This window comes from Peribacillus sp. NPDC097264, from assembly GCF_050277925.1.
Taxonomy (GTDB): Bacteria; Bacillota; Bacilli; order Bacillales; family DSM-1321; genus Peribacillus.
In genome coordinates this window covers 276,734-301,775 of record NZ_JBNNSR010000004.1, presented here as the reverse complement: position 1 = coordinate 301,775, position 25,042 = coordinate 276,734, and the positions used below count along the sequence as shown (strand labels likewise).

The window sequence follows — 25,042 nt, the reverse complement described above, 5'->3', positions numbered from 1 at the left end:
ATTCAATCTAGTTGTTTAATAAAATGGTAGGTCTCTGGAGCTTTCCGTCTTAGCAATTGATTTTGTTCCGGATTTACATAAAACATCGCAAACGCTTCCGCAAAGTATTCTTCGGGATATGTAGAAAAATAAGGTTGACCAGGAAACAGTGCATCTACTTCTTTTCCCCATACGCTTAAATAATCCATATCCTCACGAATGCCGCCATACACGATTTTATCGAGGGAATGGGCAATTTCATGGAGTTCGAGATTTATAGAACTATGGCCGTTACCTTTATCGCTCGCGCCGATTTTAACCAAGACCATATGCGAGCCCCCCATACCCGGAACATCATCCCATGTAGTGCTGGGATTAACATACCCTCTTGGTGTCTGCCCCTTTAAATGAGCTGCAGAACGATTGTCTGTCAGGCTCCCACTGAAAAGCTTTATTTTCACACCCCGATCAATAATTTTCACTTGAAGGGAATGCGGGAGTTTATTGATTGTTTCAACTATGTTTAAGGCTTCCTCTTCATCAAATTCATCTACAGGATATATAAACAAGTTCTGTAATGTCTCTTGATCCTGAAAAATGGCTGCCTGCCTTAGTAGGCTATCTTTTTTCAAGTCCCTCCACTTTAAACCATCTTCCTTAGCAAAAGAGATGGAAAGCATAGAAAGGAAACAGCCTGCCAAAATGAATAATCCAATCCACTTTTTATTTGTCACCTTCTACATCCTTTCCATGGTTTAATAGGATATTTCAAAGAAATATGTATACTTCAATCCCAATTTATTATTCTAGTATAACATGAAACTCCTCTATAATTGATTGATGTATTTTTGGTAAAAATAAGTGGAATATTCTTTTCTCACGAGGCACGGATCACCCAGTATTTTCATATAAAATAATATAATCAAAAAAGGTTCAAGGTGATACCATGAAACCAGTTAACAGAAGTCTCATCCTGCCAGAACCACATGAACTAGCCGAGGAAGTACTGGAAATTTACAGTTTAAAAGTGTTCATCATTCTAGACCTATTGCTATTTTCGATTTTCTTTGGCATCTTGCTGCATCCATTCCTCACATCACTATGGCTAAACCTGTTATACCCTTTGCTCTTTTTTACATTTTTCACTCTCCTTTTTCATCTATTTGAGTTTTATTTCCAAAGAAAGAGCTGACACCATTTTGGTATCAGCTCTTTTCCGTAAGATTATTTACTGTGTTCTTTAAGCTTTTTTTCTCTCTGAAAATGAAGCAAGATGGTCGTTCCAAAAATAACAAGAATGGTCAAAAAGAAGATGACATGTGGAACTTCGATTTTCGCCACCGAAAGAAGCATTTTAATCGATATGAACCCTATCAAGACATAGGCAGCCGTTTCCAATTCAGGAATCTTATCAATCAGTTTCAAAAAGACTCCGGCAACGCCCCGCATCATCAGGACACCGATCATTCCGCCCAACAGGAGGACCCAAATCTTTTCACTCACCCCAAAGGCAGCCAAGACACTGTCAACGGAAAAAGCAATATCCATCATCTCAACAGCGACAACCGTTCCCCATAAATTACCGAACATACGGATTAATAAACTATTTTTACTCATTCCCTGTAACTCTTCATCCTGGTTAGCCTGTTTATTTCTCTTATCTCGGAAATACTTGAATGAAAGCCAGGCAAGATAAACAGCTCCGAGGATTTTTACCCAAGAAATCTTGATGAGATAGACACCTATTCCAATGGCTAAGAAACGGAATGCATATGCACCCAATAATCCATAGAAAAGGGCCTTTTTCCTTTGTTTTTCCGGAAGATGCCGAACCATAACGGCCAATACCAAAGCGTTATCAGCCGATAAAAGGCCTTCCATTAAGACAAGTGTCCCAATTAATCCCCAGCTAACAGGGTCTGTTAGTACTTCCCCCCACATATCCCAATCAAAAAACTGGGAATAGGTATGGAAGATTTTATTTAGCAATTCTACTGACATGATTAAAGCACCTCTGCAAAACTATAAAATTCACTGCAAGTGCTCTCTAGAGGCACAGCGCAGTTTTTCATGCTATGTATTATTTCACACAAAATAAATACGTTGCAGAACAACGTATCCAAAAAGAACATTATGAACTTACCTTTATGTATGTTCATTATCATCATACTCTTCCCTTTAGATAAAATCAATGAACGAAGAGATTTAGGATATTCTATCTTGATTCGTCCATTTGGGAGGAGTGTTTTTATCCCAATATATTTTCCCGATGTCATAATGCGTGGCAAAAGAATCGTGGTACGTGTGATAATGAAAATTAAACCAATATCCTTCTAACGGTGGATTTTCCTGCCTAACATGGAATCGAATTACATCATTTCCACTTATCGAGTCATAAATATGAAAAATTTTTTCGGATCTACCTGCACTTGGCCGCTCTGTGATAGTTAGCTGTTGCAGTTTTTCATCAGGAAATTGGTTCGCCATATCGTTTACCGTCTCTTCTATTTTCGGCAAAATGATCATTTTGAACTCATCACCTATTTTAGGGTTTATTTTTTCACCAAATTTCACATAAGCGCTTTCTTCTGCTTTATCAAGTATATCCGATAAAAAGTTATCACGGTCGAAATGATTGAAGCCACTAGATTCCTGTGCAGAAGGAAATGGTGTATGGTCTTCTTGCACTACCCCTTTTTTCGGATCTTTTAGAGAGTCAGCATCAGCTAACCATGCCAAATCTGTAGGTGTGACAAGTCCAAACGTTAAAACGGAAACTAAAATGACAAGACTTTTCCTAAACCATGTTGCCGTTTTCAAACCATTATCCCCCCTCCTGTTGTTCCTTTTTTCTAGTATACTGCGATTTTCCAGGTAATACGAATATATAATACCCCATGTTTCAAAAATCGCCAAAAAGGATAAATACCTATATGCAACATACGTGTTGCATCTTTTATACCATTTTTCACTATAAATATATAAATTAAAGGATTATTAGGTAATTTGTAGAACTTAAATAGATTCAGGTATCTTTTTAAGGAGGGCTTATAAATGGCTTTGACTACAACCGCCATGGTGGCTTTATGTCTTGTTACATTAGCATTTTTCGTATATTTATCATTTGCTGATTAAGACTAAAATACTTATGAAAGAGTCCTTGTCATTCTATTAATGACAAGGTTTTCTTTTCAATGAAGTTCGTCTCTAGCTCAAGAAAGAACTTAAGACGATATACTGGAGGAATTTTGATGGAAAACATCGATGAAAAAACCAAAGAAGAAAACTATAAAAGGGAAACGGCAACAGGAAAAGCTGGTATGGTCGTCACGGCTCATCCAGTTGCGACTAAAATCGGGGAAAAGATCTTACGCGATGGCGGAAATGCCGTTGATGCAGCAGTAGCCATCCAATTTGCATTAAATATCGTGGAACCTATGATGACAGGAATAGGCGGCAGTGGATTCCTTATGGTTTATAATGAAAAAAGTAAAAAAACGAAGATATTCGATGGACATGTCAGGGCACCTAAAGCGGCATATCCTGAATTGTTCCTGGATGAAAATGGGGAGGTTATTCCCTTTAAAGAGCGTTCGACAAAAGGGACGGCAGTTGGCATTCCAGGAATTCTAAAGGCGATGGATGAAGCGCTCAATGAATATGGTAGCAAGCCATTAGCCGAACTCATTGAACCCTCTATAGAATTTGCTGAAAATGGGGTCCCGGTCAACTGGGTACTTTGTGATGCCCTTAAAAACTTTGAATATCGATTGGGTGATGAAGCGCGAAACTTCTTCATGCCCGAAGGAAAACCATACCAGGTGGGAGATATATTAGTTAAGGAAAAGCTGGCAAATACTTATAGGATTTTACAACGCGAAGGGGTAGCTGCTTTTTATGAGGGCGAGATTGGCGAAGGAATCATTTCCTGTATCAAGGAACAAGGCGGATTCATGGAAATGGCCGATTTAAGAGATTACAAAGCAACCGTTGATGAACCCATGGTCGGCACCTATAAAGATTATAAAATTGTCTCTTCGATGGCTCCTAGCGCGGGAGGGTTTACCGTCATTCAAATATTAAAGATATTAGAATCATTCCATCTAGAGCAATATGATGTACGTTCCTGGGAGAAATATTATCTGATAGCGGAAGCGATGCGTCTGGCCTTTACAGATAAAAAGGCATTTCTGGCTGATCCCGAATTTGCCGAATTACCGCTTACGGGTCTTATGCATGACGAATATATAGCTGAACGACGGAAGTTCATTAATTTCAAGTCACGGAACAATGCCATTGATTTCGGAAATCCATGGAAGTATGATTCCGTGAAGCAAAGGGAAGTGATTCAACAGCCAAATGATGAAGAACGCAGTGAAACCACCCACTTCACGGTGCGCGACAGATGGGGCAACATCGCTGCTTGCACCTCGACTGTTGAGCACCCTTTCGGTTCTGGCATCATGGTTTCCGACTATGGTTTCATGTTGAATAATGAATTGACCGATTTTGATTCCATTCCAGGCGGCATGAATGAAGTACAGCCTAATAAACGACCAGTAAGCTGTAAGAGTCCGACCATCATTTTTAAAGACAATCAACCCATTTTAACACTTGGTTCCCCTGGGGGACCGACAATCATTAGCTCAGTTGTCCAAACCATCATTAATGTGCTCGATTTCAAAATGGACTTAAAGGCGGCAATCGAAGAACCAAGAATTTTCACGCCGATGGGCCCACATATTGAATGGGAAGCCGGGATTGATATGAACAGCAAGGGACACCTCGAAGGAATGGGATTTGCCTTCAATGAAGTCCCCCACTCAATCGGTAATGTCCAGGCCATACAAATCAACCCATTGGACGGTTCGAATTATGGCGCTGCTGATTCCAGCCGTGAAGGCTGTGCAATGGGTCTTGATGAAGGGGATTATCAGACCGAATGAATTCATAAAATGGAAATGAAGCCATAATGGAATTTTGAGGTTTTTCGTTCCAACACGTCAAATCCAAATCTCTGGAAGCGGGTACTGCGAAAATGATCTTTCAACACAACTCTTTTTCGTGCGACCCGCTTGGCTTCATTTATTATTTCCATGGTGAAATCATGATTTGCAGCAAAATGGGTCAGGCCTTTAATGCCATTAGATTCTTCAATGGTCTCCTCAAACATCGGATCAAAATAGACGACATCGAAATGATTATCCGGTAAAGTTTTCAATAACTCATTATGATTAGCCTCCATAACTTCTATCCGCCTCATTACTGATAACATCCACTCTTCTGCATCACTCCAAGTCTTTAAACCATGGTCCACAAGTAATGCTAAGTATTTATTTTCCTCCAGCGCTAACACACGCCCTTTACTACCGACTGCAAAACTAGCGACAATGGAGTCAGCACCTAATCCCAATGTACAATCAAGCACGGAGTCCCCTTCTTTAATATCCCCTGCAATAAGAAATGGATCAGCCTCCCCATTCAGTAATCGCTTCAATCGAATCGTCGCTAAGTTAGGATGGAAAAAGAAAGGCTCCCTCTCTCCGTACCGGTATATTTCCATTCTATTTCTCCCGAAAACGAGACAATCATCCTTGTCGTTTTCCCTTTGGATATCCTGAATCGAACGTTTTCTCCTCGATACAAAAGGAATCTTTTGATCCATCGCGAACTCTTTTGCCAACTCTATAACATCTTGGTCAGCTCGTCCAGCTGTAGTCACAAACATGTACCTGCTCCTTTAATACTCTGAATTTGAAAAAGAATGCCCTTTTACAGGACATTCTTTTTTTTACTTATTTTATTTTACTTTACATTATCGAATGCTACCAAGAGATTTTCCATGATAGCTTCCATAGGCTGGCCTTCAATATCATGGCGAGGAATGAAATGAACGACCTCTTTCCCTTTTAATAGAGCCATGGATGGAGAAGAAGGTTCAATCCCATTAAAGTACTCACGCATTTTAGCTGTCGCTTCTTTATCTTGCCCTGCAAATACAGTGACTAGATTATTTGGCTTCTTCTCTGCTTGGAGTACAGCTTGAGTCGCTGCTGGACGAGCTAAACCTGCAGCACAGCCACAAACTGAATTGACGACAACAAGTGTAGTCCCTTCGGCTGCCTCCATGAATTCCTCAACCTTTTCAGCTGTTTCCAATTCCTTGAAACCCGCTTGCACCAATTCAGCACGCATTGGCTTCACCATTTGTTTCATGTATTCATCATAAGCCATAGACATAATAATTCCCCCTTGAAATAACTAGATGACTATAAGGATACTATAATTTATGTTCATAATGCAAAGTTGACGCTTAAACCTTCTACGAAAGGCGAACCTTAACCTTGAATCCACACAATTTAGGTTTACCAACATCCAAGCCCTGCATAGAAAATAGGCAGCAGAATTATCTGCTGCCACCCTTTCATTTGTGAATTAAATCTTCATGACGCCGCCAGTGCTTGCATTGGTGACAAGCTTGGAATAACGACCCAGATACCCTCTTGTTACCTTTGGTTCGAAGCCTTTCCAATTCGCTTTGCGTTTTTCAAATTCTTCGTCAGAAATTTCCAATTGGATGATACGGTTATTCAAATCCAGCTCAATGATATCTCCATTTTCTACAAAGGCTATTGGTCCTCCTTCGGCTGCTTCAGGAGATATATGACCGATACTGATCCCTCTAGAAGCACCTGAGAAACGCCCATCGGTAATTAAACCTACCTTGGCCCCAAGACCCCTGCCGACGATTTGCGAAGTTGGTGCCAGCATTTCCGGCATACCCGGTCCGCCTTTAGGTCCTTCATATCTAATGACCACGACATCCCCTTCTTTTACTTTACCAGTAATAATTCCTGACAATGCATCTTCTTGGGAATCAAAGCAGATTGCGGGACCTCGGTGATACCCGCCGACAGACTCGTCTACGGCACCCACTTTAATGATCGATCCTAGAGGAGCCAGATTCCCGAATAATACCGCAAGTCCTCCACGTTCGGAATGCGGGTTATCTAGGGGATGGATGACATCCGTATTCAAGATTTCGCAGCCTTCCACATTTTCACGTAGCGTTTTACCGGATACAGACAAACAATCACCATTGAAAGCTCCTGGCTTTTTCAGTAACTCATGAATAATAGCACTGACCCCACCCGCATTATGGACATCTTCAATATGATAATCCGATGCCGGTGCAATCTTTGCAAGATGTGGTACCCTTCCGGCTATTTCATTGATTCTCTCCATTGGATACTCAAAACCTGCTTCATGGGCCAAAGCAAGGGTATGAAGTACGGTATTGGTCGATCCACCCATGGCCATATCCAAAGCAAATGCATTATCAATCGCTTCCATCGTAACGATATCGCGCGGTTTACGATCCATTTTGATTAGTTCCATCAGTTGTTTAGCTGATTTCTTTACGAATTCCTTTCGTTCTTCAGCTACGGCTAAAATAGTACCATTACCTGGAAGGGCAAGACCTAATCCTTCAGCTAAACAGTTCATCGAATTGGCAGTAAACATCCCTGAACAAGAACCGCACGTAGGACATGCCACTTGTTCGATTTCTTCTAAGTCTTCTGCTTCAATATTACCTGCTTGATAGGCTCCAACACCCTCAAAGACCGATGTTAAGGATAGAGACTTACCATTCTTATCTTTTCCAGCCTTCATAGGTCCTCCGCTGACGAACATCGTCGGGATATTGACACGAAGTGCCCCCATCATCATACCTGGTGTAATCTTGTCACAGTTTGGAATGCAAACCATCCCATCAAACCAATGTGCAGAAACAACCGTTTCTACGGAGTCAGCAATGATTTCACGACTTGGTAAAGAATAACGCATACCAATATGTCCCATGGCGATTCCATCGTCTACTCCGATTGTATTAAATTCAAATGGAACCCCGCCAGCTTCCCTGATTGCTTCCTTCACGATCTTACCGAACTCCTGAAGATGGACGTGCCCAGGAACGATATCAATATATGAATTACAAACCGCAATGAACGGTTTGCCGAAATCTTCTTCTTTAACACCCGCTGCACGCAATAGACTTCTATGTGGAGCACGGTCAACCCCTTTTGTAATCATGTCGCTTCTCATTTTTGCTGTAGACATTTATGTAGCCCCCTCATTTTAGCAAATTAACATTGAATATATTAACTTTTTATAATACTCTAAAAATTCTAACATAAATGTGGTCAAATGTAACCATTCTAGCTCAAAGTTTTCTACATAAACATTTTTCTAAAATAGTAGAAAAGGGATTTATTCATATAAATGGATTATTTTATCCATTTTTCACCTAATCTTTCATCCCTTTTTTATAAAAAAAAGAGGATGACCAACAAACACGTCCTTACACGGTCTGTGATTATCCTCTTTCGGTCTTTAAACTTACTTATTTTTTACTTTCTTGATTCCGTCATTTGTTTCCATACAGAACCTTTCGCTTCTTCCCCATTCTCGATTCTATCAAGGGCCATTTTCACTTGGAGTGCGACTTCAAATTCGGGGTCTTGTTCAGCTTTCTTTAAAAAAGGTAGGATGGATTCATCACCTACTTCGTATAAAAACATGGCTGCCCTCCATCTCACTAGTTTATTTTTATCCGATAGAGATAATGCCATTTCACCCATTGCTTCCTCAAACCCAAGATCAGATAAACAGTCCCCGGCCGTCCTTCTTACAGCGGCACTTGAATCCCTCAATGCTTTATATAAGCTAGGAAGGACTTTTGGGTCTTCAATCATCCCTAAATATACAGCAGCAAGTCGACGAATGGAAACTTTGCTATCGGCAAGGGCTTTTTCCAGTACCGGAATATCTTCAACCGTCGGATCGCTCATCTGATCCAATAATTGATATCTCTTTTCCCAACTTTCATCGTCTAACATGTCAACGGTCAATTTTATTTTGGGGCGATTGATGACCGGTTCTTTTTTATCCACGGTTTCTTGGGCGGCATCAACTAATTTATTAATTCTTTCCTCCGGATAAGCTGCAACCAATTCTGCCGCTACTTCCTTGACGATGTCTTCCATTTCTCCGTAGCGAATGCCGTAATCCTTCCATTTACGAAGTAGGACGACATTATCATCTTCTTTTTGCGCAGCTGATATGCCCTTAATGAAATACTCCGGTAACGCAAAACGTTTTTCGTGTGTGCTATCATTTGCTTTAATCTGCATGGGAATACCTTTAAATTGTTGGATGGAAACGGAAACTTCTCCATAATGCTCATTTATTTGCGCTTGTTGATTTTGTTTTCCAGTATCCTCACCGAAAACTTGGCGAACTTGGACCAAAATATCTTTCCAATCAAATTTCGCATTACGTTCGACTGCTAAAAAGTCAGCCACATGGTATACACCCTTGACACCGTCAATTTGTAACATGTCTTTTATCATTTTCGGCGCAAGTTCCGCTTGATCTTTTTTATAATTATTGCTCTTTCCTGCTGGCAATTCTTCCGTAAGATTAATTTTCATTGTATTTGGACTTGGCGTAGGTTCTATCGATTTAATATTCAATGCTTTTCTCTCCTTTATCAATACGTTTCCTCGTGTCCTAGATTTTATCACACTGGCAAGAGATTCTCATGCAATTGAGATTCACCGAAAAAAAGACCGGGCCAAGCTAACGCATCCTGGCCCAGTCTTCAGCTTATTCCCCTTCAAGTTTTTCAGCAAGATATGTCCATCTTTCCATTGTATACTCTAACTTTTCGTTAAGCTCTTTTTCTTCTTCTAGAAGCAGGCGGACCTTTTCAAAATCACTGCCGGCTGCTGACATTTCGGCTGTGATATCCTTCAGGCGACCTTCGACTTGCTCCATTTTCCCTTCGATTTCTTCCCATTCCTTACTTTCCGCATAAGTAAGCTTTTTCTTCTTCTTTTCCGTCCGATTAGGCTGTGGCTCGATAGTTTTTTGAGGAACCGTTTCTTCTGTCTTTTCCTCTAAAAACTCAGAGTAGTTTCCGTAATAAAAATCTATTTTACCTTTATCTTTGAAGACGAGTAGTTGGTGACAAGTTTTATCAAGAAAGTACCGATCATGCGAAACGGTGATGACGACTCCCGAAAACGTTTCTAAATAGTCTTCAAGGACTGTCAAGGTTTGTGTATCCAGGTCATTTGTCGGTTCATCCAATAAAAGGACATTGGGTGAACCCATCAAGATGTTCAATAAATAAAGTCGTCTTTTTTCTCCTCCTGAAAGTTTCCGTATCGGAGTGCCATGCGAACCCATGGGGAACAAGAACCTCTCAAGCATTTGTGCAGCGGATATGAAGCTACCATCTTTAAGAGCAATTGAATCAGCCGTTTGCCGGATATATTCGATCATTCGGAGATTTCCATCCATATCGATGCTTTCTTGCGTATAGTAGCCGATTTTGACGGTTTGCCCGATTTCAAGATTCCCACCATCCAACGGTTCGCGTCCGGCCAAGATATTCAATAGTGTGGATTTTCCACTTCCGTTATTACCGACAATCCCAATACGATCGCCTGGCTTGAAAAGGAAAGATAAATCTTTGATAATTGTCTGATTACCGAATGATTTGGAGATGCCTTGCAGTTCCAACACTTTTTTCCCTAGACGGGCGCCGCTTAATTCCATTTCAAGGCTTTCGTTTTTCTGCTTATCCTTAACACCGGTTTCTAACGTTTCAAAACGCTGAATCCTAGCCTTTTGCTTCGTTGAGCGCGCCTTGGCCCCTTTGCGGATCCAGGCCAATTCTTTTTTGAAGAGACTCTCTTTTTTTGAACGTTCAGTTGATTCATTTTCTTCCCTTATGGCTTTTGATTCAAGGTAGTCTGCATAATTCCCCTTGTATTCAAAAAGCTGAGCTTGAGCTATTTCCCATATTTTATTGGACACACGATCAAGAAAATATCGATCATGGGTCACAAATAAGACGGATTTCTGATACTTTGATAAGTATTCTTCCAACCAGGTGATACTTTCAAAATCCAGATGGTTGGTTGGCTCATCCAAAATGAGCAAATCAGGAGTTTCTATCAATGTCTTTGCCAATGCTGCCCGTTTCTTTTGTCCACCTGAAAGCTCACCCAATTTCCGTGAATGATCAGGAAGGCCTAGCTTAGTCAAGATTGTCCGGGCATTGGCGCTAGTATCCCAGGCATTAAGAGCATCCATAGATTGCTGTTGCTTCAATAATCGATTTTGCACTTCACTATTTTGGGGATCGATTTGCAATTGCACCAATGTTTTTTCATATTCTTTTATCAAGGAGAATACGGGTGTCGAACTTTCATACATATACTCCATAATGGTCAATTGTTCATCAAAGTCAGGATCTTGTGATAAATAAGAAATTGTATAGTCATTCGGATGATCCTTCGTACCCAGGTCACTTTCTTCCAATCCAGCTATAATATTCAACAGCGTGGATTTACCGGTCCCATTTATACCGACGATCCCGATCTTTTCACCTTCACTGATGGATAAAGAAACATCTTTAAAAAGAAGCTTCTCTCCTTGGGTTTTCATTACATGTTCCATGCTAAAAACTTTCATAAACGTACATCCCATTCCTTATAGAATTCTTCTAGAAAACGAACCATGTATTCATGGCGTTCACTCGCGATATTCTTCGCTGTATCTGTGTTAAGCAAGTCTTGTAAACGTAATAATTTTTCATAAAAATGGTGGACGGAAGAGCTTTTACCCATTCGATATTCCTGCTTGGTCATCTCTTCACGGACCGAGAGAGATGGATCATACATAGATTGTCCCTTTTTACCCCCATACGCAAATGTTCTTGCAATTCCAATCGCCCCGAGAGCATCCAAACGATCGGCATCCTGAACAATTTCAGCTTCGACGGACGTCAGATTCACTTCTCCAGCACTGTAGGAAATGGTAGAAATAATCTCCTTTATCTCCTTAACCGTATTCAGGTCCACCCCGGTCATCTTCAACCAATCATCGAGCTTATTCCAACCTGCTTCCATATCATCATTCAATTTATCATCTGGAATATCATGAAGGAGGGCTGCCATCTCGATTATGAATTCATTACCCTTTTTTTCTTCACGTGCAATATGTAAGGCCAGCTTCCGAACCCGATTGATATGATACCAATCATGGCCACTGACATCAGATTTTAATTGTTCGTAGACAAATGATTCCGTTTGTTCAATTATTGTTTTTTGCATTTCACCACTCCATGTCCTTTCTATTTTACCATGGTTCTAATTTTTAGAAAGGGAAATTGCCCTAAACTTCCTTGAACCAACTGATCCCGATTGTCTGTTCACCTGTATGCACCCCTATTGCACTACCTAGTGGTGATATATGTATTTTCACTTCTGGAAACTCTTCTGTAATCCTCTTTTCCCATGGTTCGGCCTGAACAGGTGAACCTCCGTACAAGATACTGCATTCTTTTACCTTGCCCAATGAAATGGATTTGCGTAATTCATGGAATATTTGATTTTCCGCTTTCTTAAGATTTCGAGTTTTCGTTTTGGTTTGCAGCAACCCATTCTCTATGGTTATGATCGGTTTTAAGCTCAATAGACTTCCAAGGTAATACTGAGTCCCCGTTAACCGCCCACTCCGGTGTAGTTGGTCTAATGAGCCAATCAAGACATATGTCTCATGGCTATCTGCATACTTCCGTGTAAGGGTGAAAGCTTCTTCCATTGAGAACCCGCTGTTAATATAGTGCATGAGCCTTTTTAATAACAGAATCATCGGATACGATATAAGCAAGGTGTCAAAAACATCCACAGGTATCGTGACAAGTTGTGCTGCCTGACGGCTTGAGGAGACCGTCCCACTCAATTTACTTGAGAGATGGATGGAAACCACCCGATCATAGTCTTTTTCAAGTTTCCTATACAACTCGTAAAAGGTGCCCACGGATGGCTGGGAGGTGGTCGGGACCTTATTTTCCTCCTTCATTTTGCGATACAGTTCTTCAGGTAGTAGGTCGACACCATCTTCGTATTCCTCACCATCCATGATGACAATCATAGGAACGACATATACATGTTCATTTTGAGATAGTTCCTCGTCCAATAAAGCCGTACTGTCCGTAACCCATGCAATCCGTTCCATTGTTTCCCTCCTGGGTAAAATAGTTGTTACCTATTATATTCCACTTCATCCCCATTTTTCCCCCTTTAAATTACGGACCCTTTTATTCCTTAAATAAAAAGCCCACCGATAAGAACACGGTGGGCCATTGAATCATGATAGCAATTTTTTTATATCTTCTTCCATTTCAAGCGGTTTTGTTTTGGGAGCATAGCGGTTCACAATATTCCCTTCACGGTCGATCAAGAATTTGGTGAAGTTCCATTTTATTGACTTCGATCCCATCATTCCTGGTGCATTCTCCGTTATATAGCTAAATAGCGGGTGAGCGTCCTTTCCATTCACATTCACTTTCGCAAACATTGGAAAGGTTACACCGTGATTGAGCTTACAATAGGAATCGATTTCAAGCTCGTCGCCAGGCTCTTGGTTGAGGAACTGATTGCAAGGAAACCCTAGAACTTCCAGACCGTCCTCTTTGTATTGCACATATAGGCTCTGCAGGTCATCATACTGTGGTGAAAATCCACATTTACTAGCCGTGTTAACTATAATCAATACTTTTCCCTTGTATTCCTCAAGCGAAATGACATCACCATTGATCTTTTTCACTTTAAATTCATAAATGGACATATATGATCTCTCCCTTTAGCCCTGATGAGGTCATTTTACCTTAAGTGAAGGAAACTTTTCCAGTTTGAGTGTTCTTGATTAGTTATTTAAAGAACCTTCAACAATTTGTATAGATTGTATCAGATACTCTACCATATCTTCTAAATCTTCCATTTGCTCTTCCTTTATAAGTCTTCCGAAAGAAATACCAAATGTTGAATGGCATGATGAGGATGGTTCTTTTTCACTAACCGTTTCAGAAGTAGTCAATTTAATGATTCTCTCACTCCCCCAAAGGGTCTCGAGTTCAATTAATATATTTCTAACTTCCAAGCTGTTGAGCTTTCTCGGTATGGAAATAAATAAATTCACGGCACAACCGGAATGCGTTTCATTCAGGTTCGACTGCAGCAGCTCGGAACTTAAATTCTCCAGTGAAGCGTATACCTCAAAGCCGCCGGTCACAGAATCAGTATGCTCTGATTCTTTCATTTCTAACTCAATTTTATATTTCCTTGCAAGTGTTGAGAGATTGACGATATCATCACGACCAATAACCAATATATCCCCAATGAGGTCGCGGTCATATACCGCTCCTTCCAATACCACTTTCATATTCTCATATGCTGTAGGATCAAACAATATCCATATACCCCTCTTCTAGATTCTTAACTGTCATAAACAAGTTTTATATAACTCATCATCATTTTACCATTCTACAAAATTCTTATGAGGATCTAAAAAAATAAAAAAATTGCTTTTCTATTTTTAAATTTTCTATATAATTGAAATATTATGATTTCACAAAGGAGGCAAAGCTAACTATGCCAATCAAAATACCAAGACACCTGCCAGCTAAAGAGATTTTAGAAGAAGAGAACATCTTTGTAATGGATGAGGAACGGGCAATCAGCCAGGAAATCCGGCCATTAAATATATTGATTTTAAACCTTATGCCCGAAAAAGAAAAAACAGAGGCACAGTTACTGCGTTTTCTTGGCAACACGCCTATTCAAGTAAATATATCATTTCTGGGTTTGAGTACCCATGAATCCAAAAACACAAGTAAATTTCATTTAAATCAATTTTATAATTCTTTTGAAGACATTCGTTCAAAAAAATATGATGGGATGATCATCACGGGAGCACCTGTCGAAAAGATGGACTTTCAAGAAGTTAATTATTGGGAAGAATTAAAAGATATCATGAACTGGTCAAGCAAAAATGTCACATCCACCCTACATATTTGTTGGGGGGCTCAAGCAGCTCTATACCACCATTATGGTATAGGTAAATATGAGCTTCCGGAAAAATGCTTTGGCATCTATAAACATGAGGTTCTTGAACCGAATGAAGACCTCGTCCGTGGCTTCGACGATTATTTCTTGGCTCCTCATTCTCGCTATACTGACATAGATTATCAAAAGTTAGTGAATCATCCCGAACTGAAAATCTTAGCACAATCAGATCAAGCCGGTGTGTTAATAGCCGCTTCCACCGATTCAAAGAGAATTATGGTGACTGGTCATTTCGAGTATGATGCGGGAACGCTCGGTGACGAATATAAACGCGATATTGAACGCGGAATCGAAACCCAGCTCCCCGAAAACTACTTTCCGGATAATGACCCATCTAAAACTCCGTTGCATCGTTGGAAAAGTCACTGTAGCCTCATGTTTTCCAACTGGCTCAATTATTACGTCTATCAATCCACGCCATATGATTGGGATTGAAAGCGAAAGAAAAAAAGGGTCTTTGTCCGTTGATTGCCCTTTTTGGGGGAACCTGCCACACATCTGTCTAAGGAAAAATCCTGATGAGAAACTCAGGATTTTTTTATTTCGCACTAGAATGAAATGATATTGAATACCTATGTCTGTTAAATGCAAACGTGTATCTACTCATCCTTTTTCTTCATTCTCAAATCATTCATTTACTACTCTTCTATTATCATAAAAAAGGAATCTAATTTTACTTTTTAAGACTCTTTATCGCCAAAATATACTTCTTCATAGGGCTGGACAACAATAAACCCCTGTCCTTCGAATTTCATCTGAACTGACTCTCCGCTTCCTCTCCCAAAAAATGATTTCAAGGATACATCCGTTACGAAGTCTGGCTGTAAGTTCCCTGACCAGGCGACGGTCGCATTTGGATCTGTATAGACTGGCTTTCCCTCTTCAACAAGTAAAGTGAGGGGTTCATAGTGTGATGTGAACGCAACCATCCCATTTCCTTCAAGCCTGACATTGAACAATCCACCAGCCAACAATCCGGCAATGCGTCTCATCATTTTAATGTCCCATTTCACACTTGATTCAAAGGCAAGTAAATCATTGCCGTTTATACAAATGGCCTCTCCATTCAATTGTATAATCGAAATCTTCTTTCCATGGTCGGCCACATATAGCTTCCCTTTCCCTGTCGCTTTCATTAAAGAGGTACCTTCACCAGTAAAGGCTTTCTTAAATAATTTTCCAATCCCATGCTCCAGCATGCCTTCTCGTTCGAACTTAATACTGCCCCGGTATGAAATCATCGTCCCCATTTTGGCCCAGATTTGTTGTTCGAGATTGATTTCAAGAATTCGTTCCGTCTCCAATTCAAATAATCCCTGGCCCTTATCCTGCTGTTTCGTTTTTTCGACAAATTGATTGATATGATATTTTTCCATCATTGAATACCTTCTTTTTGAAAGAGGAAGAGCCACATAAATGAAACGGATTGTTTCAATTCTTTTGAAAAGTGACCTAGCTTGGAGTAGTCCACCCCTCTTTTTTCAACACCAGTCTCAGCGACTAGCTTCCAACCAGTAGATAGTGCAAGCTTTTCAAACTCCCAGGCCTGCATCGTATTCATGATCACATCTTCACCTAATAACCGTTGGTAGCTAAATTTTTTACGAGGCTCCGCCGTAGGTCCAAGTATTCCAAAACATACATACCCCCCGGGCTTTATAATTCGATGTATTTCCTTCATCACCGTCAGTGGCTCACCAGTATATTCAAGTGAATTGATCACCAAAGCGGCATCCATTTCATCATCCTTAAATGGGAGACTGTAAAAATCTCCTTGAGTAAAAGAAAGGCCGGGTTGTTGGTCGGCATTTTCCTTAGCCAATTCAACCATGACGGTTGAAAGGTCCACACCTGTAACAGCGTAACCGGCTTGGGCGAGTTTTGAAGAACCGACCCCGTCTCCGCAACCTATATCCACAACCTTCGATCCCGACTCCACATACTCGGAAAAGAAAGGGATGATCTTTTTACGACTACCGGTCTCCCACATTTCCTGTGAATTCTTCGCCCATGTAGGGGCAAAAACATCCCATTTCTTTTCTGCTTCTTTATGCCAAGTTTTTACATTCAAATGTCATTCCCCATTTCACATAGTTTTCAGATTTACTGATCGCACTTTTTCATGATTTAAATGGATATATCTTATGGTATTTCAAAATATCCCCTTTATAATACCTATTCTGTTTTAAGACTAAAAATCCTCTTTTCCCCGTCATGTGGTTGCTTATTTAAGAAACGAATGATGGTTTTAGAGCAAAAAAAAACTGCCCATGGCAGCTTATTTTGCATTTTCTTCATTTTTCTTTTGTATATTTCTTAAATCCTCAACCCGGCTAGGTGATTCCTCAAAGAATTCTACAAGGTCACCAATTCGGTCTATCGCATTCCAGCTCAGGTGATGCTCGATTCCTTCAACATCATGGTAGATATTTTCTTCCTTGACCCCTATCAATCGTAGCATCTGCTCCAATAATTCATGACGGTAAACAAGTCGTTTACCCACTTTTTTACCATTTGCTGTCAAAACCAAACCACGATACTTCTCATAGATTAAATACTTTTCGTGGTCTAACTTTTGTACCATCTTCGTCACTGAAGAAGGATGTACAGATAGGTTTTCAGCAATATCCGAAACCCTTGCATATCCTTTTTCCTCTATAAGTAAATATATCTGTTCTATGTAATCCTCCATGCTCGGTGTAGGCATCAGGAATCCTCCCATTCAAACGCATATCTAAAAATCTTACTATAAAAACGACCCTGAAACAAGATTATATCGTCTCAGGGCATGGTAGAAACGCTTAATTTTGCTTAACTGGTTGATCCGATATAAATTTAAAAATTACCTTCTTCTCGGTATCAGACCAAATTAAAGCAGCATCAAACGTCTTGTCCCCTTTTTTGAAACCACTGATCACATCGGTTTCTCCATGGGATAAAAGCTTTTTAACATTGACCTGACTGATTTTTTTATTAAGGATTTTTTTTGAGACGGTAAAGTTACATTTGGTTTTCTGATAACTTGCACATCCATAGAATTCCCCTTTATCGACAACTTTAGCACCACATTTCTTGCAACTTCCTACTGATGTCACACTTTTTTTCTTAAAACCCGGTCTTTGAATCGAATCGATATCTAGACCTTGAAAGTCCCAGGCTTCACAAGACTCAACGGCATCGCTAATAATCTTTGTGGACATCTTTTTAACGGCTTCCATGAAAGCACCCGCGGAAGCCTTACCTTCCCCGATTTCCCTTAGGCGCTGCTCCCATTTAGCCGTCATTTCTGGAGAAGCAAGGATTTTCTCGCCAATTGCTGTAATTAGAACCTTCCCTTTATCGGTTGCAAATACCTGGTTTTTCTTAACATCAATATATTTTCGATCTTTCAGCATGGTAATGATCCCCGCACGTGTTGCTTCGGTTCCTAAGCCTTCTGTTTTCATCAGGACCTTTTCAAGCTCTTCATTTTCCAGATGCTTTCCCGCCGTTTTCATCAAGGTTATTAGCTGACCCTCTGTATAACGCTTCGGTGGCTGGGTTTTTCCTTCTTTCACTTTTACCTTGGACACTAGCCCAGAATCGCCTTGTTTAAGGAGGGGTAAAAGAACATCATCATCTTTCTCATCTTGAAAAATGACCTTACGCCACCCTTCTTGAATCTGTTGTTTACCCTTTGAAATAAACTCGGCCCTCTTCTCGACCTTTGTCTTGATCGTCGTGTAATCAAAAATGGCTTTTTCATAATGTGCCGCAATCAGTCTACGTACCACTAAATCATATATATTACGTTCCTCACCGGAAAGTCGTTTTGGATCTACAACCTGTTCTGTCGGAATGATGGCATAGTGATCCGTAACTTTTTTTTCGTTAACAAATCGTTTATTGTCGCTGATACTGGAGACAGGTAACGGGAAAAAGGGTTGATATTCTGAAAATCCACTTAATTTTTGCATAATGTCCGGAAATGTTTCAGCTTCGCCTTTAGTGACATAGTTGGAATCCGACCGTGGATAGGATACAATTCCTTTTTGGTATAAACTTTGAACGATATCCAGGGTTTTTTTAGGTGAGTACTTATAGAGCTTATTCACAGTTGCTTGCAATGACGACAGATTAAATAAGAGCGGAGGCTGAAACTCTTTTCTTTCCGTTGTCATATCGGCAATTTCAGCTTCTTTTCCCTTACAAAATGCAGCTATTTTCTCTGCCATCTCTTTAGTCTGGATTCTCGAATCATTATTTTGTTGCCATTTTCCCTGATACTTCTTTCCATCCATCTTGAAGTCTGCAAATACTTCCCAAAACGGTTCTGATTTGAACCGTTCGATTTCCAATTCCCTTTTGACTATCAAAGCAAGGGTTGGGGTCTGAACGCGACCTGCTGAAAATACATCCGATACACCCTTTTTTTTCAAGAGAATGCTATATACCCTTGATGCATTCATGCCTACTACCCAATCCGCACAAGCACGCGTATACGCTTCATGATAAAGTGGCCTGGTTTTCTCTTCACTGATTAGATTTTGAAACCCTTCATATATGGCCTTTGGAGTCAGTGAGGAAATCCACAAACGTTTCATCGGCTTTTTGACATGACATAGTGAAATGATATTACGTACAATCAATTCCCCTTCGCGACCAGCATCCCCAGCATGAATGATTTCATCAACATTCGGTTTACTCAGCAAAGTCTTGACCACATTGAACTGTTTGGCCTTTTGGCGGGTCACTTCGTATTGAAATTTTTCCGGTATCATCGGCAGGGTATCAATCGACCATTTTTTCCAGTTAGAATGATAGGTTTCCGGTGATACTAGTTGACATAAATGACCGACTGCCCACGTTACATAAGCGCCATCGGGGAAAAGCTCGTTTGGCATGATTTCTATATATCCTTGCTGTTTCTTCGATTTAAATTGAGCTGCCAATGTTGAACCTTGATCAGGTTTCTCGGCAATGATCAGCTTCATATTCTCTTCACCTAATCCGTTACAAAATAACTTTCACACTTATATTATACCTTAATTATGAAAATCGGAAAGATAGGGGGTCGCTTTTGTCCCAGGTCCCCATTTGAAAACATTGAACTATCCTGCTGCAGTCAGGTAGTCAGTTCGAAAATGATATGGCGTTTGTAGACGACATAAAAGGCCGACTATCCATTTGATAGTCGGCTTTTCATATGAGTTGCTTCATTAATATGCTTACTTAAAGATAATAGAGATTATTTCCTCAGTCTCCATTTCACTATCTATCACATAAGAACCCGGACGTAAATTGTTCGCCTTGCCCTTCTTTTCGACTTCATTAAAGAAATCTTGGGCATTCGGGATGATTTTCGACCGTTTAAGATGTTTACCAACATCGATGCTGGTCATGCCTTTGGTAACTTTCAGGACCGTCCGATAAATAATCTTTTCGCTCGTCCCTTTTTCAGCTACCTCCTGGTTGGCTTTCAATTCATCAAGTTGCTCTTGATATTCTATTTCGGTATGAATGACATACCCTTCAGAAGTTAACTTGTTTTTCATCTCATCATCAGATAATTTTTCTACTGTTTTTGTGCTAGCCGTTTCTTCAGAATCGAAGAAATATGCTGCTCCGCATATACCTGCTGCAACAAGAATGCCACCGGCAAAGCTGCGCATCGATTTAGATGTCATTGACAACTTTTCTCCTTTCGTTCTTTGCTTTTATGTAAGGAGCAAGTAGGTTTTCTATGTCTTCAATAGATCGTTCTTTTTTTGCTGCTATGCTATCGATTGAATATCCACGTTTATATAAATCTAGTACATCGTGCAACAAAATCCACTTCTCAGGGGGTCCAGACAGTAAACCTGCTTCTTGTGCCATTATTTCAGCATCTATCTCAAGACTTCTTATTTGCATTTGTAATTGGCTTACTTCGTCTCCAAAAGTACTTGTAACCTGTTCAATTTGCTGTTCTACTTTCATCGAATCCGTCTTTATAAACGAAAAAATGAAGAGTAAAACTGCCACACCAAACAAAATGGCTAACGTCCATGACATCATTCTATTTCCTCCTTAACCTTATAAATCCTTCTAGCTTACTCATTATAGCTGGATTTAGTCGAAAACTCGATTTTAATTAGCCGAACCTTGATAAAACAGAACAAAAGTCATGTATTTATGACAAAAAAATACGTGATTACTAAATTATTAAAGATTTTCATGTATAATCCCCCATTTTCCAATCCCTAAGATTCTTCTACTCTTTCTCACTCTTACTAGCCATTTCTCGTGTCCCCCCTTTAACGTATAATAAATGACAAATAATTTTTTACACGTTAGAATGTATGTAATCACGAATTACTATGAAAGATTTTTTAAAATGATTATATTAATGGATGATCTTTTTATATAGAAGGAAAAACTAGCAGCAGCGATTACTAAAGGAGGATACGATGAATATAAAGGTCAAGAATATTCCACACTCAATGCAAAGTGAATTGAAGAAAATCCAAATGAAATTAAATCCCTTATTGAAGAAAAATATGAAGTATGGTTTCTTTTCCACCGTAATGATAGGATTTTCCGTCATAAATCTTTTTTTCCTCTTGTTTATGAATGATTCTTTTCCTATTTCTAAAATAGCACTATGTATTTATGCACTAATAGGTGCAATAGGATTTGCTTTAATGAAAGAAAATAAACATAACCAAAAAGAAATAGTGAAAATGAGCCAAAAGTTTGTCCTTGAGAGAATGAAAAAAAGTACCTATCTAACGGATGCAAGGAAAATTAATTATTATCAAAAAGTGAATGAGCACCCTTTTTTAGCGATGAATGTTTTCATTGAGTTTCTGGCCGAAGAAGAACAAAGAAAGAACAGCTCCTCCCATAGTTAAATCCGTTAACAAAATCTAAACAAAAAATGGAACCCGACACGATAAGTCGGGTTCCATTTTTTAATCTAGTTCCGATCTTTTTGCCCTCGCCGTCATCGCCTTGTCCTTATTCCAAACCTTTAACTTCATATAAATGGTAGCAAGCCCGATGATTATGATGAATAATAAACTGATGAAGAATCCAGGACGTATCTCCTTTTCAAGAAGGGTTCCACTAACTGTTATAAGTATTAATACAATCCCGAAAATAGCAATGACTTTACTCCACAATTTATGTTCGAGAATTTTAAGCGAAGAAAGTATGATGAAACCCCAATTATACAAAAGTAAGATACCAGCTGATGTTGTAATGTATTCATAGATCTTTCCTGGGCAGTAGTAAAGCTGTAATAATGGACCCCAGGAGCCCGATGGCTGCCAGAACGAGAGAAGGTAACGGAAGATTTTTAAACTTCTTTATCTTCTTCATGAAAAATGAAGGGGCATTTCCATCATCCGCAAGCGTCACCAACAAATTGGTTACCCCAAATAATGAAGCGGTCATCGTTGAAAAGCCCGCTATGATGATGGCTCCATTAAAAACATGGGGGAAAAATGTAAGATGATAGCTATCAATGGCTGTTACAAAGGGACTTTCTTTTTCACTGAATGCATCCAATGAAACCATTGTCACGGCTAATCCTAAAGATATTACATAGATGATGGTCAGCACTAAAAGCATGATGGTTCCTGCCTTTTGCGCATCTTCTTTCTTTTTCAACTGCATCGCCATCAGCCCTATCACTTCAATGCCACCAAATGCATAAAAAGCATAAATGAGCGATGTCCAAAAACCTTTCATACCTTTTGGAAATAATTCATGGTACGTATTCGGAAATGAAGGCGGCTTCCCACCATCTAGTCCAAACCAACCGACTACCGCACATATGGCAATGATAATAAACATGAAGATAGCCGCTGTCTTGATAACTGCAAGGATGTTTTCAACTCTGTCAAAACCCTTTGTTCCCAGCAAAACGACCACTATTGAAACAAGTGCGAATCCAGAGGCAAATAGCCATAATGGCACCTTTGGAAACCAAAATTGAGAGAGGAGCGAAAGTGCTGTTAGCTGGCTCCCCATTATCAAAATATTGGAGGACCAATAATTCCAGCCACTGCTAAAGCCAGCCCATCTTCCGAATGCTTTATTAGCATAATAACAAAATGAACCCTTTTGAGGGTCTGCAGTTGTCATTTTAGCAAGCAGATTATATACGATATATGTACCTAACGCAGCCAATACAAAGGAAAATACAATGGATGGTCCAGTTGTTTTAATTCCTATTGTCGAACCTAGAAAATACCCTGTCCCAATCGTGCATCCGACACCGACTAAAGATAGCTGCCACCATTGCATGTCACCTTGTTGTTCACTTGATGCAGAGTTTTTAGCGGCATTCCCTTTTGCTGAGCTGCAATTGGCCTTTTTTTTCATAAGAATTCCCCCTTCCATCATCCATAGTATGAATAAACCTTCAATGAATTATGTTAGAAAGAAGTTCCATAATGAAATAGAAATGTGTTAAAGGGATTTAGAACCTTATGAAACGATGGCTTTAATGCCTTGATAAGCAAAATAACCACCAAAGCCTAAAAGTGATACACCCGAGGTGATGGATATGACCCTTAAGCTTCTTTCTGTTAAAAATCTCCTAAACCCATTCGTCAATAAGGCTACAAAAAAATCCCAGCAAGTGAGACCCAGAAATATCATCCCACTATAAATGAATACTTGTGACGTACCATAACTGGATGCGGTTTTAGCTAAAATCGACCCGTATATCCCTAACCAAAACAAAATGGATAATGGACTGGTTACCGACATAATGAACCCGGTTAAAAAACAGGAAAGTAAGGAATCCCTATTTCTATATTGATTTAAGGTTATTTTGTTGGACTGAACAACGCTTTCGAACCCCGTATAAATGAGAACGAATCCACCAAAGAGCCAAAGGAAAATTTGAACGACTGGTATCTCTAAGAACCTTACCATGCCAATATAAACTAAAATCATGAAAATGGCATCTGCTATCATGGATCCTGCCCCTACAATCCACGCATGCCAAAATCCATTCTTGATTCCTTTATCTATTCGAGCGGAATTTACCGGCCCAATCGGGGCAGCAAGGGTTATTCCTAAAAAGAAGTAACTTAAAAGTAAATGTACACTCAAAAGCATCCCTCCATTCGTTTAGGTAATAACTTGTACATTCTATGAGAAAATCCCCAACCTATTACTTTTACCTGGAAGGTTCTGTGCACAATCTAAGTCTGAATCACCCCATATTTAATATGAATACATAAATCAAGCACACGACATCTAATAGATTCCCCCCTCTTTTGAACAATCTTTTTAGGATTATAAAAAAATGGGTTTGAGAGTCAACCCGTTTGAATACATTCAATTAAGACATATCGACGAAGAGGTGATACTTTGGATTTAGTTGTTTTTTTAAGCTACGTATTCTTAGGCTTGTCAATAGCGGTTCCTATCGGTCCTATTAATGCTGCTCAATTGGACATTGGAATTAAGAAAGGGTTTTTCCATGCCTGGATTTTCGGCTGGGGCGCCATTTTAGCGGATACTGTCTTTATAGCCCTTGTCTTTTTTGGTTTTATCCATTTTATGGACAACTCCTTCCTGAAGACGTTTTTATGGATTTTTGGATTTTTCGTTCTGACTTATACAGGGATTGAAAGCCTCCTAAGCGCTGGAAAGATTGAAGTAAATAATCAAAAGTCCAATGACCGACTTGCTTCTTCATTCTTATCTGGGTTCATTATGTCGCTTTCGAACCCTTTATCCATTTTGTTTTGGTTAGGTATTTATGGTTCGGTACTTGCAAACTCCGTTTCAAAATATGATATGTCTCATTTACTCATTTATAGCTTGGGAATTCTTCTTGGACTTTTATTATGGGATTTCACGATGGCTATCGTCTCCAGTTCCCTTAGACGATTTTTATCGAAACCTATACTCACAGGCATTTCGATAATATCGGGAGTTTCTTTAATAGGAATCGGTATATACTTTTCCATTCAAGCAGCAAAGCTTTTATTTACATAAGAGTCATTACCTCTCGTAAACATTGATAATATAATATAAGAGAGTGCTACTCCATGTCAGGTCTAGGTATAGCCTGACATTTTGTTTCACTCAAGTGC

At 39.6% G+C, this 25,042-nt stretch carries 23 protein-coding genes and 1 pseudogene; 4 read left to right on the top strand and 20 right to left on the bottom strand.

The features are described from left to right. Positions 1-2: 2 nt before the first annotated feature. The 3 genes from ACQKL0_RS08570 to ACQKL0_RS08560 all read right to left on the bottom strand — a co-directional run bounded on the left by ACQKL0_RS08570 (position 3) and on the right by ACQKL0_RS08560 (position 2,799). The gene (locus tag ACQKL0_RS08570) at positions 3-713 is read right to left on the bottom strand and encodes an anthrax toxin lethal factor-related metalloendopeptidase (protein ID WP_402869005.1); all 711 of its coding nucleotides are present in this window, start codon (positions 711-713) and stop codon (positions 3-5) included. Positions 714-1,203: 490 nt separating this feature from the next. Beyond that, positions 1,204-1,980 (bottom strand): TerC family protein, encoded by a 777-nt coding sequence (locus tag ACQKL0_RS08565; protein ID WP_402869007.1) that lies wholly within the window; start codon positions 1,978-1,980, stop codon positions 1,204-1,206. 204 nt (positions 1,981-2,184) lie between these two features. Further along, a complete protein-coding gene (locus ACQKL0_RS08560) occupies positions 2,185-2,799 on the bottom strand; it encodes a YpjP family protein (RefSeq protein WP_427686985.1) in 615 nt (204 codons plus the stop codon). 431 nt (positions 2,800-3,230) lie between these two features. Between ACQKL0_RS08560 and ggt the strand changes: the two genes are divergently transcribed. Beyond that, positions 3,231-4,925: a gamma-glutamyltransferase gene (gene ggt, locus ACQKL0_RS08555; protein ID WP_427686983.1), complete on the top strand. Its 1,695-nt coding sequence runs from the start codon at positions 3,231-3,233 to the stop codon at positions 4,923-4,925. A 2-nt stretch (positions 4,926-4,927) separates the two neighbouring features. On the opposite strand, the gene ACQKL0_RS08550 is transcribed toward ggt, so the two are convergent. The 9 genes from ACQKL0_RS08550 to ACQKL0_RS08510 form a co-directional block, all read right to left on the bottom strand. Beyond that, positions 4,928-5,707, bottom strand: coding sequence for a class I SAM-dependent methyltransferase (locus ACQKL0_RS08550; RefSeq protein ID WP_427686981.1), 780 nt, complete (start codon positions 5,705-5,707; stop codon positions 4,928-4,930). Positions 5,708-5,784: 77 nt separating this feature from the next. Next, positions 5,785-6,219: a BrxA/BrxB family bacilliredoxin gene (locus ACQKL0_RS08545; protein WP_402956792.1), complete on the bottom strand. Its 435-nt coding sequence runs from the start codon at positions 6,217-6,219 to the stop codon at positions 5,785-5,787. A gap of 195 nt (positions 6,220-6,414) precedes the next feature. After that, positions 6,415-8,100, bottom strand: a complete 1,686-nt coding sequence (gene ilvD / locus ACQKL0_RS08540) for a dihydroxy-acid dehydratase (protein ID WP_402956790.1) — start codon at positions 8,098-8,100, stop codon at positions 6,415-6,417. 290 nt (positions 8,101-8,390) lie between these two features. Then, positions 8,391-9,515: a conserved virulence factor C family protein gene (locus ACQKL0_RS08535; protein WP_427686979.1), complete on the bottom strand. Its 1,125-nt coding sequence runs from the start codon at positions 9,513-9,515 to the stop codon at positions 8,391-8,393. 133 nt (positions 9,516-9,648) lie between these two features. Next, positions 9,649-11,526: an ABC-F family ATP-binding cassette domain-containing protein gene (locus tag ACQKL0_RS08530; RefSeq protein WP_427686977.1), complete on the bottom strand. Its 1,878-nt coding sequence runs from the start codon at positions 11,524-11,526 to the stop codon at positions 9,649-9,651. Then, complete coding sequence (locus tag ACQKL0_RS08525; RefSeq protein WP_427686976.1) at positions 11,523-12,167, bottom strand: HD domain-containing protein; 645 nt, start codon at positions 12,165-12,167, stop codon at positions 11,523-11,525. Before ACQKL0_RS08525 ends, ACQKL0_RS08530 begins: the two co-directional genes overlap by 4 nt. Positions 12,168-12,228: 61 nt before the next feature. Next, the gene (locus tag ACQKL0_RS08520) at positions 12,229-13,074 is read right to left on the bottom strand and encodes a DegV family protein (RefSeq protein ID WP_402956784.1); all 846 of its coding nucleotides are present in this window, start codon (positions 13,072-13,074) and stop codon (positions 12,229-12,231) included. Positions 13,075-13,206: 132 nt separating this feature from the next. Then, entirely contained in the window at positions 13,207-13,686 is a 480-nt protein-coding gene (locus ACQKL0_RS08515; RefSeq protein WP_427686974.1) for a glutathione peroxidase, read from the bottom strand. A gap of 78 nt (positions 13,687-13,764) precedes the next feature. Continuing rightward, positions 13,765-14,307 (bottom strand): hypothetical protein, encoded by a 543-nt coding sequence (locus ACQKL0_RS08510; RefSeq protein WP_402956782.1) that lies wholly within the window; start codon positions 14,305-14,307, stop codon positions 13,765-13,767. Between the two features lie 182 nt (positions 14,308-14,489). Here ACQKL0_RS08510 and metA point away from each other — a divergent pair, with 182 nt between their 5' ends. Next, a complete protein-coding gene (metA, locus tag ACQKL0_RS08505; protein WP_402869030.1) occupies positions 14,490-15,398 on the top strand; it encodes a homoserine O-acetyltransferase MetA in 909 nt (302 codons plus the stop codon). Positions 15,399-15,643: 245 nt separating this feature from the next. On the opposite strand, the gene ACQKL0_RS08500 is transcribed toward metA, so the two are convergent. The 6 genes from ACQKL0_RS08500 to ACQKL0_RS08475 all read right to left on the bottom strand — a co-directional run bounded on the left by ACQKL0_RS08500 (position 15,644) and on the right by ACQKL0_RS08475 (position 20,999). Beyond that, positions 15,644-16,339 carry an AIM24 family protein gene (locus ACQKL0_RS08500; protein ID WP_427686972.1) on the bottom strand — a complete coding sequence of 232 codons (696 nt, stop codon included), beginning with the start codon at positions 16,337-16,339 and terminating at the stop codon, positions 15,644-15,646. Further along, a complete protein-coding gene (locus ACQKL0_RS08495) occupies positions 16,339-17,034 on the bottom strand; it encodes a class I SAM-dependent methyltransferase (protein ID WP_407406530.1) in 696 nt (231 codons plus the stop codon). The genes ACQKL0_RS08500 and ACQKL0_RS08495 overlap by 1 nt, the downstream gene beginning before the upstream one ends. Before the next feature lie 207 nt (positions 17,035-17,241). Beyond that, complete coding sequence (gene mntR, locus ACQKL0_RS08490) at positions 17,242-17,670, bottom strand: transcriptional regulator MntR (protein ID WP_402869035.1); 429 nt, start codon at positions 17,668-17,670, stop codon at positions 17,242-17,244. A gap of 94 nt (positions 17,671-17,764) precedes the next feature. After that, positions 17,765-19,936 (bottom strand): DNA topoisomerase III, encoded by a 2,172-nt coding sequence (locus ACQKL0_RS08485; RefSeq protein WP_427686970.1) that lies wholly within the window; start codon positions 19,934-19,936, stop codon positions 17,765-17,767. A 234-nt stretch (positions 19,937-20,170) separates the two neighbouring features. Then, positions 20,171-20,629, bottom strand: a complete 459-nt coding sequence (locus ACQKL0_RS08480; protein ID WP_427686968.1) for an aminodeoxychorismate lyase — start codon at positions 20,627-20,629, stop codon at positions 20,171-20,173. Beyond that, on the bottom strand, positions 20,619-20,999 hold the full coding sequence (locus ACQKL0_RS08475; protein WP_402869039.1) for a hypothetical protein: 381 nt from the start codon (positions 20,997-20,999) through the stop codon (positions 20,619-20,621). Before ACQKL0_RS08475 ends, ACQKL0_RS08480 begins: the two co-directional genes overlap by 11 nt. 392 nt (positions 21,000-21,391) lie before the next feature. Here ACQKL0_RS08475 and ACQKL0_RS08470 point away from each other — a divergent pair, with 392 nt between their 5' ends. After that, positions 21,392-21,835, top strand: coding sequence for a DUF5392 family protein (locus tag ACQKL0_RS08470; RefSeq protein ID WP_427686966.1), 444 nt, complete (start codon positions 21,392-21,394; stop codon positions 21,833-21,835). Positions 21,836-21,895: 60 nt separating this feature from the next. Here ACQKL0_RS08470 and ACQKL0_RS08465 read toward each other — a convergent pair. Both ACQKL0_RS08465 and ACQKL0_RS08460 read right to left on the bottom strand, forming a co-directional pair. Then, positions 21,896-23,312: pseudogene (locus ACQKL0_RS08465) on the bottom strand (amino acid permease). A 105-nt stretch (positions 23,313-23,417) separates the two neighbouring features. Further along, complete coding sequence (locus ACQKL0_RS08460; RefSeq protein ID WP_427686965.1) at positions 23,418-24,050, bottom strand: LysE family transporter; 633 nt, start codon at positions 24,048-24,050, stop codon at positions 23,418-23,420. A 261-nt stretch (positions 24,051-24,311) separates the two neighbouring features. On the opposite strand from ACQKL0_RS08460, the gene ACQKL0_RS08455 reads away from it, so the two are divergent. Beyond that, positions 24,312-24,944, top strand: a complete 633-nt coding sequence (locus ACQKL0_RS08455) for a LysE family translocator (RefSeq protein ID WP_402956776.1) — start codon at positions 24,312-24,314, stop codon at positions 24,942-24,944. Positions 24,945-25,042: the final 98 nt, after the last annotated feature.

Excerpts from the sequence above, each read along its gene's own strand:
- ACQKL0_RS08515 (WP_427686974.1), bottom strand. The coding sequence starts at position 13,686 with ATGTCCATTTATGAATTTAAAGTGAAAAAGATCAATGGTGATGTCATT.
- ACQKL0_RS08500 (WP_427686972.1), bottom strand. The coding sequence starts at position 16,339 with ATGGAAAAATATCATATCAATCAATTTGTCGAAAAAACGAAACAGCAG.
- metA (WP_402869030.1), top strand. The coding sequence starts at position 14,490 with ATGCCAATCAAAATACCAAGACACCTGCCAGCTAAAGAGATTTTAGAA.
- ilvD (WP_402956790.1), bottom strand. The coding sequence starts at position 8,100 with ATGTCTACAGCAAAAATGAGAAGCGACATGATTACAAAAGGGGTTGAC.
- ACQKL0_RS08545 (WP_402956792.1), bottom strand. The coding sequence starts at position 6,219 with ATGTCTATGGCTTATGATGAATACATGAAACAAATGGTGAAGCCAATG.
- ACQKL0_RS08475 (WP_402869039.1), bottom strand. The coding sequence starts at position 20,999 with ATGATGTCATGGACGTTAGCCATTTTGTTTGGTGTGGCAGTTTTACTC.
- ACQKL0_RS08525 (WP_427686976.1), bottom strand. The coding sequence starts at position 12,167 with ATGCAAAAAACAATAATTGAACAAACGGAATCATTTGTCTACGAACAA.
- ACQKL0_RS08520 (WP_402956784.1), bottom strand. The coding sequence starts at position 13,074 with ATGGAACGGATTGCATGGGTTACGGACAGTACGGCTTTATTGGACGAG.
- ACQKL0_RS08485 (WP_427686970.1), bottom strand. The coding sequence starts at position 19,936 with ATGAAGCTGATCATTGCCGAGAAACCTGATCAAGGTTCAACATTGGCA.
- ACQKL0_RS08530 (WP_427686977.1), bottom strand. The coding sequence starts at position 11,526 with ATGAAAGTTTTTAGCATGGAACATGTAATGAAAACCCAAGGAGAGAAG.
- ACQKL0_RS08470 (WP_427686966.1), top strand. The coding sequence starts at position 21,392 with ATGAATATAAAGGTCAAGAATATTCCACACTCAATGCAAAGTGAATTG.
- ACQKL0_RS08550 (WP_427686981.1), bottom strand. The coding sequence starts at position 5,707 with ATGTTTGTGACTACAGCTGGACGAGCTGACCAAGATGTTATAGAGTTG.
- ggt (WP_427686983.1), top strand. The coding sequence starts at position 3,231 with ATGGAAAACATCGATGAAAAAACCAAAGAAGAAAACTATAAAAGGGAA.
- ACQKL0_RS08480 (WP_427686968.1), bottom strand. The coding sequence starts at position 20,629 with ATGACATCTAAATCGATGCGCAGCTTTGCCGGTGGCATTCTTGTTGCA.
- ACQKL0_RS08565 (WP_402869007.1), bottom strand. The coding sequence starts at position 1,980 with ATGTCAGTAGAATTGCTAAATAAAATCTTCCATACCTATTCCCAGTTT.
- mntR (WP_402869035.1), bottom strand. The coding sequence starts at position 17,670 with ATGCCTACACCGAGCATGGAGGATTACATAGAACAGATATATTTACTT.